19 protein-coding genes are annotated in these 17,588 nt (G+C 35.4%); 2 read left to right on the forward strand and 17 right to left on the reverse strand.

Features of this window, described 5'->3' with window-relative positions; translation table 11 throughout:
• The first annotated feature begins 105 nt into the window (after positions 1-105).
• Entirely contained in the window at positions 106-792 is a 687-nt protein-coding gene (locus RT445_RS06325; protein ID WP_312506976.1) for a 2-hydroxy-3-keto-5-methylthiopentenyl-1-phosphate phosphatase, read from the forward strand.
• 57 nt (positions 793-849) lie between these two features.
• On the opposite strand, the gene zupT is transcribed toward RT445_RS06325, so the two are convergent.
• The 8 genes from zupT to RT445_RS06365 form a co-directional block, all read right to left on the reverse strand.
• Positions 850-1,659: a zinc transporter ZupT gene (zupT, locus tag RT445_RS06330; RefSeq protein WP_274794723.1), complete on the reverse strand. Its 810-nt coding sequence runs from the start codon at positions 1,657-1,659 to the stop codon at positions 850-852.
• 164 nt (positions 1,660-1,823) lie between these two features.
• Positions 1,824-2,432, reverse strand: coding sequence for a phosphatase PAP2 family protein (locus tag RT445_RS06335; RefSeq protein ID WP_274794724.1), 609 nt, complete (start codon positions 2,430-2,432; stop codon positions 1,824-1,826).
• 85 nt (positions 2,433-2,517) lie between these two features.
• A complete protein-coding gene (locus tag RT445_RS06340) occupies positions 2,518-2,649 on the reverse strand; it encodes a hypothetical protein (RefSeq protein WP_312506977.1) in 132 nt (43 codons plus the stop codon).
• Positions 2,650-2,688: 39 nt separating this feature from the next.
• Entirely contained in the window at positions 2,689-3,588 is a 900-nt protein-coding gene (locus RT445_RS06345; RefSeq protein ID WP_312506978.1) for a hypothetical protein, read from the reverse strand.
• Positions 3,589-4,008: 420 nt separating this feature from the next.
• Positions 4,009-4,629 carry a response regulator transcription factor gene (locus RT445_RS06350; protein ID WP_274794728.1) on the reverse strand — a complete coding sequence of 207 codons (621 nt, stop codon included), beginning with the start codon at positions 4,627-4,629 and terminating at the stop codon, positions 4,009-4,011.
• Positions 4,604-6,907 (reverse strand): sensor histidine kinase, encoded by a 2,304-nt coding sequence (locus RT445_RS06355; RefSeq protein WP_313470152.1) that lies wholly within the window; start codon positions 6,905-6,907, stop codon positions 4,604-4,606. The genes RT445_RS06350 and RT445_RS06355 overlap by 26 nt, the downstream gene beginning before the upstream one ends.
• Positions 6,898-7,056 (reverse strand): competence pheromone ComX, encoded by a 159-nt coding sequence (gene comX, locus RT445_RS06360; protein ID WP_274794730.1) that lies wholly within the window; start codon positions 7,054-7,056, stop codon positions 6,898-6,900. Before comX ends, RT445_RS06355 begins: the two co-directional genes overlap by 10 nt.
• Before the next feature lie 12 nt (positions 7,057-7,068).
• Positions 7,069-7,971, reverse strand: a complete 903-nt coding sequence (locus RT445_RS06365) for a polyprenyl synthetase family protein (protein ID WP_312506980.1) — start codon at positions 7,969-7,971, stop codon at positions 7,069-7,071.
• Positions 7,972-8,321: 350 nt separating this feature from the next.
• Here RT445_RS06365 and RT445_RS06370 point away from each other — a divergent pair, with 350 nt between their 5' ends.
• Positions 8,322-8,858: a hypothetical protein gene (locus RT445_RS06370; RefSeq protein ID WP_274794733.1), complete on the forward strand. Its 537-nt coding sequence runs from the start codon at positions 8,322-8,324 to the stop codon at positions 8,856-8,858.
• Positions 8,859-8,951: 93 nt separating this feature from the next.
• Here RT445_RS06370 and RT445_RS06375 read toward each other — a convergent pair whose 3' ends face one another.
• The 9 genes from RT445_RS06375 to RT445_RS06415 form a co-directional block, all read right to left on the reverse strand.
• Complete coding sequence (locus RT445_RS06375) at positions 8,952-9,266, reverse strand: antibiotic biosynthesis monooxygenase family protein (RefSeq protein WP_274794734.1); 315 nt, start codon at positions 9,264-9,266, stop codon at positions 8,952-8,954.
• A 1-nt stretch (position 9,267) separates the two neighbouring features.
• On the reverse strand, positions 9,268-10,287 hold the full coding sequence (locus RT445_RS06380; protein WP_312506981.1) for a siderophore ABC transporter substrate-binding protein: 1,020 nt from the start codon (positions 10,285-10,287) through the stop codon (positions 9,268-9,270).
• A gap of 67 nt (positions 10,288-10,354) precedes the next feature.
• Entirely contained in the window at positions 10,355-11,116 is a 762-nt protein-coding gene (locus tag RT445_RS06385; RefSeq protein ID WP_312506982.1) for an iron ABC transporter ATP-binding protein, read from the reverse strand.
• Positions 11,113-12,066, reverse strand: a complete 954-nt coding sequence (locus RT445_RS06390) for an iron chelate uptake ABC transporter family permease subunit (protein ID WP_312506983.1) — start codon at positions 12,064-12,066, stop codon at positions 11,113-11,115. The genes RT445_RS06385 and RT445_RS06390 overlap by 4 nt, the downstream gene beginning before the upstream one ends.
• Positions 12,059-13,009 (reverse strand): ABC transporter permease, encoded by a 951-nt coding sequence (locus tag RT445_RS06395; RefSeq protein ID WP_274794739.1) that lies wholly within the window; start codon positions 13,007-13,009, stop codon positions 12,059-12,061. The genes RT445_RS06390 and RT445_RS06395 overlap by 8 nt, the downstream gene beginning before the upstream one ends.
• A 268-nt stretch (positions 13,010-13,277) precedes the next feature.
• Complete coding sequence (locus RT445_RS06400; protein WP_312506984.1) at positions 13,278-14,351, reverse strand: YkvI family membrane protein; 1,074 nt, start codon at positions 14,349-14,351, stop codon at positions 13,278-13,280.
• Between the two features lie 49 nt (positions 14,352-14,400).
• Complete coding sequence (gene menC, locus RT445_RS06405) at positions 14,401-15,507, reverse strand: o-succinylbenzoate synthase (protein WP_312506985.1); 1,107 nt, start codon at positions 15,505-15,507, stop codon at positions 14,401-14,403.
• A 21-nt stretch (positions 15,508-15,528) separates the two neighbouring features.
• On the reverse strand, positions 15,529-16,353 hold the full coding sequence (locus RT445_RS06410; RefSeq protein WP_274794742.1) for a GNAT family N-acetyltransferase: 825 nt from the start codon (positions 16,351-16,353) through the stop codon (positions 15,529-15,531).
• Positions 16,353-17,498, reverse strand: a complete 1,146-nt coding sequence (locus tag RT445_RS06415) for a M20 peptidase aminoacylase family protein (protein WP_313470159.1) — start codon at positions 17,496-17,498, stop codon at positions 16,353-16,355. The genes RT445_RS06410 and RT445_RS06415 overlap by 1 nt, the downstream gene beginning before the upstream one ends.
• Positions 17,499-17,588: the final 90 nt, after the last annotated feature.

Raw genomic sequence — 17,588 nt, forward strand, 5'->3', positions numbered from 1 at the left:
GGCGTTTTTTCTTGAAAGGAAGTATGGTTAAAACTAATATTATAGAAGTATAAGGTTAGACATTTATAGATTACTAGGAACTTATGTTTCTAAGGAGGAACTATCTTGCAACCAATAATATTCTGTGATTTCGATGGCACGATAACAGAAACTGATAATATCTTTTCACTTATGACTGAATTTGTACCCGAGGAATCTGAGAAAATTGCCAAAGCTATGATGGAGCAAACAATTTCCTTTAAAGATGGGCTTTCAGCTATGTTTCGTTTACTTTCTACTCAACAAAAGGATGATGTAATACAGTACCTTATGAATTCTGCGGTCATCCGTGAAGGCTTTGGCGAATTTGTTCGCTATGCCCAAGACAACAATATTCCATTTTATATTGTAAGTGGTGGGGTTGATTTTTTCATTAAACCTTTAGTTGAGAAATATGGGCCGTTTTCAGGTATTTACTGTAATAAAGCAGATTTTTCTGGTGATCAGATAGAGCTGATTTATCCAAATAGCTGTGACGAGGCATGTACTAAATTTAGCACGCAAGGTTGCGGCTGCTGCAAGCCTAGCGTTATGCGGAAGGTTGCTACAGAAGATCATTATAAAATTGTGATTGGTGATTCTTTATCTGATTTCGAGGCAGCCAAACTAGCCGATATAGTCCTTGCTAGAGACCACCTTATCCAGCGCTGTGAGGAGCTTCATGTTCCTTATAAACCTTTTACTACTTTCCATGATTGTTTACACATTGTCCAAGAACTTCTGGATTCAACAAACACTGTTCCCACTATTTAATGTGAGAATAAACAAGAGAGCCACTTTTACTAAGATGGCTCTCTTGTTTTCTACTTATTATGCTAATAACACTAAGCTAATGGCCATGACCGCCATTCCCCCTACTAAACCATACATCGACAAATGTGTTTCATCGTATCTTTGCGCTGCGGGTAATAATTCATCTAATGAAATAAAGACCATTATTCCAGCAACACCTGCAAAGACGATACCAAACATTACATCCGTTAAAAATGGCATAAGAAGCAAAAATGCTACTAATGCACCGACAGGCTCTGCTAATCCTGATAAAAAGGATAATTTAAAAGCCTTTCGACGATTACCCGTTGCAAAGAAAATTGGAACGGATACAGCAATGCCCTCTGGAATATTATGAATGGCTACCGCAATGGCAATGGCAATCCCAACATTCGGGTCATTAATAGCTGACATAAATGTGGCGATCCCCTCTGGGAAATTATGAATGCCAATAGCGAGAGCAGTAAATATCCCCATCTTCATCAAATGATCTTCATTGACCTTTGGTTTAATCGCATTCACATCTTCAACTAGCTTTACTTCATGAGGATTAGTCGCTTTAGGAATAAATTTATCGATCAAAGCAATAAATAACATCCCCCCAAAAAAACCGAGGATTGTCATCCAATAGCCATTTGTTGTGCCTAATGCATTGGTTAAAGCATCTTTAGCTTTAACAAAAATCTCTACTAGGGAAACATAGATCATGACCCCTGCTGAAAAACCTAATGCTAATGATAAAAATTTTGTATTTGTACGTGATGTAAAAAATGCTATTAAACTACCTACACCCGTTGCAAGCCCGGCAAAAAGAGTCAATCCCAATGCCAGTAAAACATTTCCGTCCATTCCCTTCTTCCTTTTCTCTTTTTCTTATTGTACTCATCTTAACGTAGAAGTTTCCTATACGCAATTCTTTTTTATAAGGTGAATATCATTCTTTACTAAGGCCCAATAGAACATAAAAAAGCAGTATCAATTCACACAAATATTGAATGATACTGCTTACATGTTTATTTATGATTCAATTGAAAGTTTCGTTTACGACGTTCATACCAAATGACACAGATGACAAACCATGTATAGCCCATACACCACCCAGCAAGCACATCTGTAGCAAAATGCCGGGCTCCAGCAATACGTGATAGTCCGATAAGTATCATAAGTATAATTGCTGCAAGCCATAAAAGGATTTTCCGGCTCTTACTATTATTTTCAGCTAAAAGATAAGCAGTTGTGAACAAGTACAAAATACCTGTCATAGCATGTCCAGATGGAAAGCTAAAGGATGTCAGTTGATCCTCCAGTTCTGGTCGTGGTCGTTGAACCCATTTCTTTAGTAATTGATTTAATACGTTGCCCGCAGCAAACGTTAACACAACAAATAGCATACCTCGATAATTTTTTACCTTCCATGCTAAATAAACGATTAACACTACTGCCACAATCACAACAAATTTGGGCTCCCCTATATAATGAAAGAACTCGATAAACCGATTACCTAAAAAAATATCTGCCACTTTCGCATCAAATGTATTCATAAACGGTTTTTGATAAGTTGCTCTTAAAACAATAAAGATAACTAATGTTAAAATTGCTAATGGATAAGCCCATTTTTTCATATTTTCACCTCTAAAACATTTATGCTATGTTCTTCACATCATAACACAAATACGTTCTTCCTAAGTGAAAATATAGGCTTTCGCATTAAGAAAGGTTTATATTCTTGTATTCTTGATAAATCATGATTGATTCTTCATCTTGTCTGTGAAAATAATCGGAAACTGCTAAGGCAACAATAAATAAAATGGCTACTATAGGTAGTATTTTTCTAAACATCCTAAACACTCCCTTATCCTTTTATTGTTCCAACTTTGGTTACTTGATTAATACCGGATCAAACAGCCAATCTGTAGGACCAAAGTTTGGATCTTTCTCTCCTCTTACTTCTCGAGAAATACCATTTTTTATAATAGCTTCTCTAAATCTTTTACTAAACAATGTCTTTCTATAAAGATATAATCCATCATGACTAAACTCAGCTGAGTAGAACACATCACCTTTTAAATCCTTTAAATCCTCATGATGATAAGTATCAGGGCCAGTGATTACTCCATTTAAACCACAGCTACATGGAGGCTGTTCAGTGGCAAAGTATAATTTCACTCTGTCCTTGCTACTTTCAGGTAGCATTTGTCTAGGAATGATTTGATAAGCTGGTTGTTTTCCTTCTTCAGGTCCTTGATGGATAACTTCCAAAAGCTCGTAGCCTTCTAGATTTTCCTTTTTCATTAATGACACCAGTTCCTCAGAGGCTACCCAATAACCATTTACATGGACCAAATGTCTATCCTTCATCTGCGTTGTATCAATTACTATTGGTGATAACTGCTCTTTATCCATAAGACCGCAACATTTACAATGGGTACTTAAAGAGAAGAGTGTCCCTTTGTCTTCTAAAAACATTTCTGGAGAATTCCCTGTTGAATTTAAAGTAAATAAAGGTGCCCTTTCATATTCGATATCTGAAAATTCAAAATAAAAACGTTCTCCTATTGACACAATACCAAATTCACGTTCTAAAGATTCGTACAACGCTGTAACCTTCTCGTATGTTACATCTTCGTTGAGTGTAAAAATGGGATTAAACTTTGTTTTTAAATTTCTTTTTCTAATTTCAGGCGCACCAATAGCAATACCATGACGATTATAAACGTTAATAACTTGATCTTCACTAGTTTCATCTATGGAAAACAAATTTTCAAGTTCTACTTTCACAATACACGCCTACCTTTATAAAGTTTTATGGTGAAGTATATTGACTAGCTAGTAACATTCTACAATCTACTAACGTTACTTTATTCATAGATAGTCAGGCTGCTTTATTAATAAAATCATTTGTATATTACTTACTATAGCAAATCTACTTAACCACGGTTAAATTAAGCGTACCAGTTGTTATACCGTATTTTCAACTTCGGGTTTACGCCAATTTTTTGGCGTGATTCAGGTCAATTTTTGGCGTGATTTGGCGGATATAGAAAAACACCGCCACTTTTTTGGCGGTGTTTTCCTTATACTATAGGCTATTTTACATAGAATTTTGGATTTATTTTACTAAGTTAAGAGTTGGTTATTTATTTTCAATAAGTACCCTCTTTATTGAAAAATATACCAACAGTATAGCATAGTACGAAATTAGAGTAAATTCATTCTTTCAGCAAGATTCACAGCTTCTGTTCGTGAATCTACATTTAACAAAGAAAAAAGTTGAGTTAAATATCTCTCTGTTGTGCGCTGTGGAATATTGAGTTCAATAGCAATGGCTTTATTCGTATGCCCCTCCGCTATTAGTCTTAATATTTTCTTTTCTTTTTCATTTAAATGAATATCTTTAGCATCCTGCAGTTTAAATTTATCATCCAGAAAATCTAAGAAGTTTTTAGGTAAAACAATTTCACCATTTGCAATCGCTCTTACTGTTCTTAAAATTTGCTCCTTAGAGGCAGTTTTAGCTAAAATTCCTTCTATTTTTCTTTCCAAAATGAGTGGATAATAATCCGTGATATCATCCCCTGTATAGAGAATAACGGAAGCATTTGACTGAATGGCTTTAATATTACGAGCTAAGTTAATTCCATTTTCTAAAGGCATATTGATATCGATTAAATAGATATCATATGGCTTATTATTTATTCTTTGAATGACACAGGTCGCATCACTTTCAGTATCAATAATAATATCTTCATTGTCTTGAAATAAATTTTTAGTTCCTTCTAACACTATAGGGTGATCATCCACTATGAGCATCGTAATCATGTGTTTCACTCCCTTCTATCACAATTATTCTAATAGCCATTCCTCTGTTGACGTTTGAGTCAATATAAAATTGTCCATTAAATGCTTTCACACGCTCCTGCATACCTCGAATACCCATCGACTCTGCTACAATTATATCCTCCACGTTACATCCTACACCATCATCTATATATACAATTTCAAAGCCATCATTCTTTTCTTTTAAATGAATCTCAACTGAAGTTGCATAAGAGTGTTTTAAAGCATTATTCAGTAGCTCTTGAAACAATCGATAGATCATTAAATTCATACGCTCATCCTCTAAATAGAGACGATCAATCGTATAAATTAACAAAAAGTTAGCCCTCTCCTGAACTTTTCTTATTAATTTTTCTAATGCTGCGTTTAAACCTAGTGTGTCTAGTAACGGCGGCTTTAGATTTTCACAATAGGTACGTAATTCATGTAGAGAGGTAATCATTTGTTTATGAATCTCTGCCAGCTTTTCTTGCATATTCGTTGTATCTTTTGCATTAACTAGGACATCCACCTCTCGGGCTATATGGAGTTGTTCCTGTAAATTGGTGTCATGCAACTCTTGGGCTAGCAAATACTTTTCTTCTTCGAATCTCATCCATAATAACTTATTCAGCCATGGTAATTGACCATCGTCAGCTTGCTTCATATGCTTTAGTTCCTCTAATAGTTCTTCTACCATCTTTGTATTTTCAATAAAATTATTTACATACAATAGGAGTAACTCAAGCCATAAAAGCTCTTCATCTTTTAAATGAATCGTATTATTATGCCCTAGCACTAAAGCTCTCTTATATCGTGCATCCTGATGAAGAAAGGCTACATAAACCTTGTCAACCTTTCTTATTTCTCCTAACCTTATTTCTTCCATTGTATCAGGATGGATCGTGAAATTTTCCTCAGCAACTGTCATGAATTCATTTGTTTCATAGTTATATGTTAGGACAAAAACATCTTCCAGCTCAAGGTGCATAGAAACCTCATAAGCAAATTTTCCTAAGAGCTCGTCAATTTTAATGGTCTTACCGATTTTATCCACAGCAGTATATAGTTGATGAATATAATCGCCCTTCGTCGAAAATAGTATCTTCCGTTTTCGATAATCGACCTTTTCTTTTATATAAAAAAGGATAACTAATGAGGAAAATGTAAAGAAAGCAACCCCTGATACAGCAGTCATAGTTAAATACTGACCAGCAATAAAATAAAGTCCCACAGTAAACCATACTGTAAAGATTAAAGAAAAAATAACGTAATAACGTAATCTTGTAATATGGTACTCAATATCAAATAACCTTTCTGCTAATTGTGTAAAGATAAAGCTAAAAGGGATAAGCAATAGAAATAATGAGCTAATCTCAGATGAAAGAATGTACGTATGAAAAAGTACTTTTGGGAGTGCATATAAAAATAGGAACGGTAGAAACGGTATTAAAATACTATTTAAGAAAATTTTCAACTGAGGTGAGCTATATTTGAAATAGCTTATTAATAAAATACTAAGGATAATCACAAGGAGAATTAGAAACATAGCTAATACAATATTTGAAAGAATATCGTTAGCAGTAGGGTATATAGTGCCCATTAACCCTAGTATAAAAGCGAATATAGGAAGTATATAAAAGAGCCTGATATTATTGGTAAACATCCAATTTGTTTTCACAAATGAATAATAATTTCTTAAAAAATGTAATAAGACGACTAAACATAACAGCATACTACTACGATTTACAATAATTCCAATAGCATCTAACCTGCCAGAGACACCGCTACTTACATATGCTAATGAAACAGATAATACAAAAAGAATAAGTAAGTCTACTAACTTTGAATTCCTTTGTTTAAAATGTAAGTAGAACGCAACAAATAACGTTAGTAAATAATAACAAGCTGGTATGATTAATACATAGATAAACTGCTGAGGGATGTCCAAATGCTTAATATGTATATTAATTAAATCTCCATTGGGCTTCATTATGGTTAAATCATTGGCAGATAGTATTCTAGATTTATACCTTAGCTGATCAAAAGAGTCAATTGGACGCTTATCTACAGTTAAAATGGCATCGCCAATGGATAAATTTTGCCTATTAGCCCAGTCTTTATAATACAGTCTTGTTACTAGCCACTTTCCATCTTCTTTTTCTACCTCTATTTCAATATACGGCGCGCTATAATTCACATAATTTAAATACAGACCTATAATTAAATAGAGAATTATAGCTGGCCAAAACAATTTATTACGCAATGTTTTTAGTTCCAAATTTCACTTTCTGCATTCATATCACCGTTAAACGATTCTAAAATTGCTTTTTGTTCTGTAGATGAGACACCAATTAATGCGGCTTTTTGTTCCTTTAATAGTGCAACTAGGCTAGGATTTTGCTCTAAATACTGGATTACATTAATCATTTTAATCTCTCCTCATCTCAATAGTTTTTCTAGATACTCTCTACCTAGGTTATTTAAAGCTACATTTTCTAGATAATTCAGCGCTTTAAACTTGTAAATATTCTTTATCGTAATGGCATAACGTATTGCCCCACCATTTGTCAACTCGTTTTCTGTTGCTTTATTATCCAAAACTGTAACTATATCATCATTATAATAGCTGGCAACAGAATTTGAAACATCATTTTTCTTTGATAAGAGATAAATAATAGGCAAGGAGTATCTTTTATTTAGCAGGTCATTTTTAGGGCCCCATACTTTCAAACTTTGAATGTCATTTTTAATTTGTTGGATAATACCTATGTATTTCCCGTATTCCTCTACTTCTTTCGTAACTTCCCCCTTTGCAAGCACCTCGCCTATTAAACAACCCATCGCTGTTAAAGAGCCCGATTTCTGAGTAATCATTTGGACATAAGATTCCTCATCACGACAAATATTAAGTAAGTCTAATTGTTGACCACTAATGCTCATTAAGGCGTATTTCTCAAGTAGTCTTATAGCAGCGCTTTTATGCTCAAATGACGTTTCATTTATTGCTTTAGAGGCCATGATCAGCATTGCTAGGGCAACATTTAATGATAGCTCAGGTGTATTGTTCCAAATATAGTCTGAATCCTTATCTTGCAGATCATCGATAATATCAAAAGACAATATTAAAAGTTCAATTGCTGCAGCTACTTTATAGATATCTTCATTTATGCCATCCGAAAATGCTTCATAATGCAAAAAACATAACTTACCAAAAGAAAAACCTACGGCAGTTTTCTCTTCTAGAAAACTTTTTAACAGCAATTTAAGCTCATCACCAAGTAATGTTTCGTTTTCTATAAGAATGTCCAATGATTCATGAATACGTTCATCAAAACCGTTCAATAGTCCTCTCTCCTCTCCCGTTTATTACTAGATATTATATATATTAGTGGCAAATAATACTAGACAAAACAATTTTAAATACATTTAATACCATCAAATCCCACAAAAAGGTTATGTCCGCCAAAAAGTGGCGTTATTTACATAAAGCACGCCATTTTTTTGTTAATTAATGCTAAAAAAATGGCGGTGGAGAACCATGTCCCGCCATTAAAGTGGCGTAAACTCACCATTGAAATGGCGTTCTGATAGATGTTACGCTTATATTAATAAGATTTTGATAGATATAAAGTCAGAATCGATGTGAATAAATTGATACATATAAATTCTTTTGCACTGGGAGTGATTTAAAAATGAAAAATGGATTAAACGAATCGCTTTTAATACTTACGGCTACTTTTTCATGTAATATCTCTGTCTCAGCTGAAGAAATTACAATTAAACAGCCTACAACTGATCAACTACAGATTGAGCAAATAATTATTCAATCTGAGTTAAAAGCTTATCAAGAAACGTTAGCAACCTATAAAAACATTTCAACCTTTTCATGCCTTATTAGTGACACCCCTGGATTTGAGGATTGTTTCCAACAAAAAAGAGATCAGTATATGGAGCAGTACGGCATTATAAGAATATCGGATGAGAGCTTATCTAGTATGCCATCCATTCATCCATTTCCTTTTGGATTAAATATTGAATCTCCTTCTATTTATGTAACGCCACAATACACCATCATTAATGCTAGAGGACTAGAAACGAAGAAGACTATTCAAGAGTTGGATGGGCTCAATAATGCCAACATCTCAGGATTATCCATTAACGAAAGCTCTATTTCCTTTAATTTGGATTCAACATTTAGCGGATGGAGAAAAACATCGATCAAACATTAAAGTACAATTAACTAAGCAGTCATAATAATTGTGCTGACTGCTTTATATATAACAAAAAAGGTGTCTCAATTTACTTGAGACACCTTTAACGTATTAACCTTTTACGTAATAAACTTCTTGTCCGCTTTCAATGACGTATTCAGGTTTCGGTTTACCTGCGTTTGCCTTATGACCCGCAATGTGCTCGGGACTCTTTTCCCAGTTTTTCCATGCTTCTTCTGATTCCCAGCGAACCATAATTAGCACTTCTTCATCACCACGGCGAACTTTTTTTACAAGCACCTGCTTATCAATATAACCAGGTTGTTGTTCAAGTAATGACGGACCATCAGGTTTAGCGCCAAAACGTTCCACAACCTTATCCGAATTCCCTTCCGTTACAACGATACGTTTAATTTGTACAAACATATTAGTTAAACGCCTTTAATACATCATCAATTTTTTGTGTTTCAGATTGTAAGCCGCCACCTGATAGATACCAAATTTCTGGGTCTAGGTAGAATACTTTGCCGTTTTTCACAGCGTTTGTTGCACTAACGATTTCGTTTTCAATCGCAGCTTTTGTACCTGATTCACCATTTTCATTTACAACAGCGTCACGGTCAACTACAAATAAAATATCAGGATTTGTATCACGCACATATTCAAATGATGCGTTTGCACCATGTGTAGAAGCTTCAATTTTTTCATCAGCAGCTTTCACACCAAATACATCATGAATCACACCGAAACGTGAACCAGAGCCATAGGCTGATAAAGCACCTTCACTACCTAAAACAATTAATGCTTTCTCTTCTGAGGCAGTTGCTTTAGCTTTTACTTCTTCTACTTTTGCTTCATATGCAGCAATCGCATCTGCTGCTTCTTTTTCTTTACCAAAGATTTTACCAGCTAATTCTGTATTAGCTTCAAATGATTCTAAGAATTTTTTGTTATCTACACCAATATAGACTGTAGGCGCAATTTTAGATAATTCAGCGTAAGCAGCTGATGCACGACCAGAGATGAAAATAATATCTGGGTTAATTTCAGATAGTTTTTCATAGTCAGGCTCAAATAAAGTACCAGCATTTACATAAGTGCTATCTTTAAATTTGCTTAAATATGATGGTAATGAATCTTGTACCACCGCAGTAGGCTTAACACCTAAAGCATCTAATGTATCTAGGAAACCATTATCAAAAACAACTACTTTTTCCGGCATCTTATCAAGTGTTACATCTTCAAATGTAGTCTTACCATCTTTTCCTTCAATTGTGCTACCTGGAATTGTTAATGGATATGCAGAAGAATCACTATTTTGCTCCTCTGCTGGTTTATCAGTTGAAGTACCTTTATCTTCTTCTTTTGCTTCGTCTTTTGAACCGCAAGCAGCTAATACTAATAACATCATTGCCATTAATACCGTAAGTAATTTCCATTTTTTCATTATGATATTTCTCCTTTAATTAATTTATTTGATAGTATTTTGATGGTTCGTCCATCTGTAACTATTTTCACGAATTAAAATAAACACAAATTCGACAGCCATTCTGTTCTTGAACAGGGATATCCATATCATAGATTTCCTTTAAAGCATGGGAGTTAATAATATCGTTTGTAGGACCATTTTTAACTACGCGTCCATCTTTTAATGCAACAATATGATCAGAGTATACAGAGGCAAAATTTATATCATGTAAAACAATAACCACCGTTTTCCCTAACTCATCAACAAGCTTTCGTAAAATCTTCATAATCTGTACGGAATGCTTCATATCTAAATTATTTAATGGTTCGTCAAGTAATATATATTCTGTATCCTGTGCAATTACCATTGCGATAAAAGCACGCTGACGTTGACCACCCGAAAGCTCATCTAAATAATTATGTTGAATCTCCTCTAAATTCATATAACGAATAGCTTCGTCAACTTTTTCCTCGTCTTCTGGTTTTAAGTTCCCTTTCGAATAAGGAAAACGGCCAAACGATACAAGTTCACGAATTGTTAGACGAACATTCATAAAGTTTGATTGCTTTAGGATCGATACCCGCTTCGCAAAATCATCTGATTTCCAGCGTCGTACATCTGCTTTATCGAGTAGTACTTCACCAGTATCTGCATTTAGTAAACGGCTCACCATTGAAAGTAGTGTAGACTTCCCTGCGCCATTCGGTCCAATAAATGAAGTGATTTTTCCTGAAACAATATCAACACTTACATCTTGAACGACAGGCTTTTTCCCAAAAAACTTTGTAATTTCTTTGACTTGAATCATCCTGCTGACCTACTTTCTTTTAATAATAAGTAGATGAAGTAGACCCCACCCACAAAATTAATAATGACGCTAAGTGTAGTACTGAAAGTAAATAGTCTTTCAACCATCCACTGTCCACCGACTAAAGCAATAATACTCATCACACAAGAACCAGCAATTAAGATGGAGTGCTTGTATGTTTTGAAATACTGATAAGATAAATTTGCTACGATTAAACCAAAGAATGTAATTGGCCCAACGAGTGCCGTTGATACAGCAATCAGGATGGAAGCTAAGATTAACATACGTTGAACCAACTTATCATAAGGTACGCCTAAGTTAATGGCTGTATCCCTTCCTAATGACATGACATCTAATTGGTTCATATGGCGCCAACCGTAAATAAACGTTAGTAAAATCACGACACCTGCTAGCCAAACTAAATCTGAGTTGACATTATTAAAGCTTGCAAACATTTTACTTTGTAAGCCTAAAAACTCATTTGGATCTATTAATACTTGGAAGAACGTTGTAATACTACCTAAAAACGTTCCGACAATCATACCCACAAGCAGTAAGAAATAAATTGGTCGCTTGCCTTCTTTAAACAATACTCTGTAAAAAATTAAAGCGAATATAATCATTGCTACAATAGCAAGTGAAAAATTGTAGTAAATATTAATTACCAATATCGACGTAGAGCCAAAGAAAAAGTAGATGAATGTTTGAATTAGCATGTATAGTGCATCTAATCCCATGACACTTGGCGTTAAAATACGGTTGTGTGTAATTGTTTGAAAAACGACAGTTGAATAGGCAATAGCTATACCTGTTAACGCCATCGCTATTACTTTTATGACACGACGTGGAAATGCATAATGGTAATTACCGTTTAACTCCCAAAATAAATATAGCAAAACAGCTATGACGGCAATACCTATTAAAATGAACATTCTTGTACGATTACGCATATGCTCTCCCCCTAAACAACATAAATAGGAAGATTGCACTTCCGATGACACCAACAGTCATACTAATTGGTATTTCATAAGGGAAAATCAAGACGCGTCCTAAAATATCGCAGAATAATAAGAATGACATACCAAGTAATGCTGTATGCGGCAATGTCTTTGCCAAATTATCACCTTTAAACAGTGAAATAATATTCGGAATGATCAAACCTAGGAATGGAATGACACCGACTGTTAACACCACTGTTGTAGAGATAAGAGCTACCAATACTAAGCCTAAGTTCACTACAAATTTGTAGGATAGACCAAGATTTTTAGCAAAATCCTCTCCCATTCCAGCCACTGTAAAACGGTTTGCGTAAATGTAAGCTAAAATCAGTACTGGTATACTTATGTATAACAGTTCATAACGGCCTTTCATGATTAATGAGAAATCTCCTTGTAACCATGCAGAAATGTTTTGGATAATATTCGCCTTGTACGCAAAGAACGTTGTAACAGAGGACAAAATATTTCCGTACATTAAGCCAATAAGCGGTATAAAAATCGCATCTTTAAACTTTATTCGATTTAATATTTGCATAAATAGTAATGTGCCGGCTAAAGCAAATATGAAAGCGAAGGAAATTTTTTGAAAATACGTGACGTTCGTAAAGAACATCATGGAAATCAAGACACCCAACCGAGTGGCATCTAACGTACCAGCTGTAGTTGGTGATACGAACTTATTCCTACTTAAGCTTTGCATAATTAAACCAGCAATACTCATACCTGCACCTGCTAGCAAAATTGCAACAAGTCTAGGTACTCGACTAATTAAAAATAGTCTTGTTTCTTCTGATTGGAAGTCTAATAGGTCACTAGGCTTTATATCAACTACTCCTATAAATAGCGACACAATAGACAACACAACAGTTGCTGTTAAAAGATATCTTATTTTCATAGTAATCCCCGGTAGATTTCATTTTTGTGTGTAACGCATTTATTCAATGAAAATGATTATCATTACTCACGATTCCCATTATAAGCATGATTTTATTATCAGTCAACCAACAATTGAGAATTATTCTCGTTTTATTGAGTATTAACTAAAAAACGTGTCTATTTAACGAAATATCAGTTATTTCGCTAATCTTTTCAACTAAAGCATTTCTCTATTTCTACATATTTTTTCTCCAAGCAAAAAAGGTAATTGAGAACAAATTTATATCTCAATTACCCTTTTTATAGTAAACAATTTTCTTTGTTCCGCTTTTGAACCATGCTGAAATAATGAAAATAATTAATATTAAACCTACATAACCCATAACTGCATATAGTTTTGCTACCAATGTTGTGAATCCCACAAGACTCGCTAAAAACCCCAAGCCTCCAATAATAATAACGGCTACCCTAAAGCTACCTCTATTGGGCTTGATAAACCTTACCATGAAAGAATATAGCATCCCCACAGCAGTATTATAGATCATGCCTAAAAGAGAGAAAGTCATAAGCAAGCCCACAATAGGATGTATTTCATTAGCCAATGCAAGCATTGGAATATCTAATCCAACAATAATATTCATTTTTGCAAGAAGAGAGAAATTAATAAGTAATATTAAGGCTCCTAACAAGATACCACCTATTATACCTCCCATACCCGCTACCTTATCATTGCGTATAGAGCCACACATCACGGTTAACAATGAAAAACTAACCCCTACGTTAAATGACATATAAAGTAGGGCTGTGACCCACCACCTGTTCCCGCTTATTTGAGCTTGTTGAGCAATAACTGCCTGCTCTACAAAGGTGAGATCCATAGTTGCGATAGCATAAATAGCGATGATGGACACAATTGTTAATAGGTAAGGGGTGGCAAGAGCAATAATATTAATGATGTTTTTCACATCCAGCATAACGGTAGTTACTGTAAGGATAACCATGCAAATACTACCTAACCAAATAGGTAGTCCAAACATTTGCTGAAAGGTTGCACCCGCTCCCGCAAACATAATGACAGCAACTCCAAATAAAAAGAGCGATAATATTAAATCCAATAAAAAGCCAACAAAATTCCCTGAAATTTGATAAATCAAATCCTTATGAGAGGTTGTGTGCAGTCTTGAACTAACTTGTGCCACACACATTCCGACTATAGAGAAGCCAATCATCGCTAACAATGCACCATATATTCCTTTAAAGCCATAACTTGTAAAGTAGAGGACAATTTCCTGCCCTGACGCAAATCCTGCACCAACGATAATTCCTACATAGGCACCGCCGATTTGCAAGCTTTTTTTCAATCAGTTCTCTCCTCGTTTTTTCTTCTATTAGAGCATTGACAATCAATGTTTACTGATAGACTTCCGTACATATTGTTAACTTATCAATGACAGCCATATTAGGCGCATAACCAATTCCAACTGATTGGGGTACCTCAATATAGCCATCTTTAACTATAACTTCAGGTTCAATTATATCTTCGAACCAATAATGACTAGATCCCGCCGTATCTCCAGGTAATATAAAATGACTTAGTGATGTTAAGGCAATATTGTGTGCTCGTCCGATACCTGCTTCCAACATGCCACCACACCAGACAGGAATGCCGTTTTCCTTACATAAATCATGGATTCGCTTCGCTTCCGTTAAACCACCTACTCGTCCAATTTTGATGTTGATTACACCACAGCTCCCAAGAGTAATCGCCCTTCTTGCATCTTCAAAAGAAGTAATACTTTCATCTAGACAAATAGGCGTTTTTATTTTTCGCTGTAATGTTGCATGATCGACAATATCATCAGGGGCTAGTGGTTGTTCAATCATTAATAATTGATAATCATCTAGCTGCTGCAACATGTTGATATCGTCTAATGTATAGGCAGAATTCGCATCTACCATCAAAGGTAGATCTGGTAGTTCAGCACGGATTGCTTGTACTACCTCGATATCATAACCAGGCTTAATTTTCACCTTCACTCTTTTGTAGCCTTTTTCAATATGGCCTTTTATCAACTTTATTAATTGAGCGGTAGAAGGTTGGATACCTACACTGACGCCGACCTCGATTCGTTGCTTATGACCGCCTAATGCCTGTGCAAGTGATTGCTTTGTTTGTTGGGCATAAATGTCCCATACAGCCCCTTCTATCGAAGCCTTAGCCATACAATTACGACGAATAGGGGCAAACAACGACGTTACCTCATCAGGATGCCCAATCTCTTTATTTAACAAGATAGGTATTAAATAATCCTTGAGCATATGCCATGTCGTCTTTAAAGTCTCCTCTGTATACCAAGGTGCTACAAATGCTACCGTTTCTCCCCAACCTGTTATTCCTGATGCATCTTTTGCCTCTATTAATAACAGTTCTTTTTCATCCACTGTTCCAAAACTCGTTGTAAACGGAGCTTTCATTGGCATTTTAATGTGCCTTAAAATAATCTTTTCTAATCTCACAACATTCACTCCTCAGCCTTATTATAAGGCTAATAAGGAGCGTCTGACTAACAGATAGCTATGAACATATTCCTTGTGCTTCTTCACGCGTACAATGGCGTAATCTTGATTAAATAATGTAGTTAAGATTGTCCGTATTTTATAACGCCAGTCCTCAGCAAGTTTTGGACTCTCGACTTTCATCTTCTGTAAAGATTGAGGGATTGCTAATAGATAGGCATCATTGTAAAAAGATTGTTCCATCTGAAATTCATTTTCTATATCAAGTACTGGCAAACCATCTACGGTTAATGTCCACGGCACGATTTCCTGTGCTATTTCTTCTAACTCATCAAGGCTATCTGTCACCTGTTCACGTTCGATCCACCACTCAACGACCAACCTATCCGAAGGTAGTCCTTCATTAAAATCATCTTGGAGCGGGCCATAGTAATCATTTTCATATTGAAAGCTCGTAGCATTCAGTTTAAGAAATGCTAGATTAGCTAAGCCAGCTTCTAACGGCTCAATTAACCAGCGAACAAGCTGAAATCCATTCTCTTTTGCGTATTCTTGTTGTGCGTGCTTCAATAACTCACCTACACCTTGTTCACGATATGCCTTTTCAACACCAATCATGTGCGAATGTAAATACATTTCTCTATCTCGATAGCCAACGAAGCAATAATTAAAACCAATTAATTTTTCATCTAAATATGCCCCTAATACTAATCCGCCATTTTGAACAGCAGCTAATAATTGATGGGAGGGAATTGCTTGGCTGCCCCAAATTTCTGCATTCAATTTCTGTACTTCTGCAATTTCTATAGGTGTCACTACTTTGTGAATACGCACTTTCTCTAACATTATGCTGACGCCTCCTTTATATGCCTAGACTCCAATGCTAGCAAGACCGCTCTCGTCAGAATTTCAACTCCTGTGACAAGTCTTGCTTGTTTAAATTTCATTTTAGGATGATGCAAGCCTGGTGTAAGCCCACAGCCTAAGCCCAGCATCGTTGTTTTTAAATGTGGTCGTTGTACAGCATAGTGATGAAAATCCTCACCACCAGGCGTATGAACAGGCTTTCTTAAATTCGATAAACCAGCTGCTTGTATAATTGCTTGCTCCATAATATATTGAGCACTTGTATCGACCTCAGCAGCTACAATATTGGCAACAGTACGTAATTCAATTTGCACCTTATGCAATATTTTAGAGGAATCAATTACACGTTTAACCCCTTGAGCTAAATCATCCATTACATTGTTTTGTTGCGCGCGGATATCAATAGTGAATGAAGCATTGCCAGGGATAATATTGCCTGACTCTCCTCCAGCATGAAATTTGGTCATTTTAACAGACACAGGTACCATAGGATCTGTATGGATGGTTCGTAAATCTTCAATGATTGTTGCACCTACTTCAATTGCATTGACGCCCAGATGCGGCCTTGCAGCATGGGCATCCTCTCCAATAATCTCACCTTCTAGTAAGCGAGAAGCCCCGTGATATAAGGCAGCACAATAAGTACCATCCTCTAATTCATGAACAGGCCTTAAATGAACACCGAATAAATAATCTAAATCATCTATAACGCCTTCTTCTAAAACGGATAACGCCCCTGTCCCTTTTTCTTCAGCAGGTTGGAAAATAATACGAATTGTACCATTGAATGATTGCTTTAGTTCTTTTAGAAGTAATAACGTACCAATGGCCATCGTCATATGTCCATCATGTCCACAGGAGTGATTCGCTCGAAAATGACCATCAACCTCCTGCCATAGTGCATCTATATCTGTTCGTAACCCCACTTTCGGATTTCCGTTGCCCACATCAACATATAGCCCTGTAGAATGCTTAAAGCGTATTGGTGAAAATCCTTCTTGAGTTAATAGCTCCACTATATAATTGGTTGTTTCTACTTCGTGCCAGCTAATTTCAGGATGAGCATGTAAGTATGTAAAAATCTCCATTAGCCTTGGCCTCAAATAATCTAACTCTTCTTTCATGGCTTCCAACCCCTTAAATTTTCTTATTATTAAAATTATTATAACGAAAATAATCATGTTCTACATAGAAACTTATACCCGCATTCAACA

This window comes from Lysinibacillus sp., from assembly GCF_032093475.1.
Taxonomy (GTDB): Bacteria; Bacillota; Bacilli; order Bacillales_A; family Planococcaceae; genus Lysinibacillus; species Lysinibacillus irui.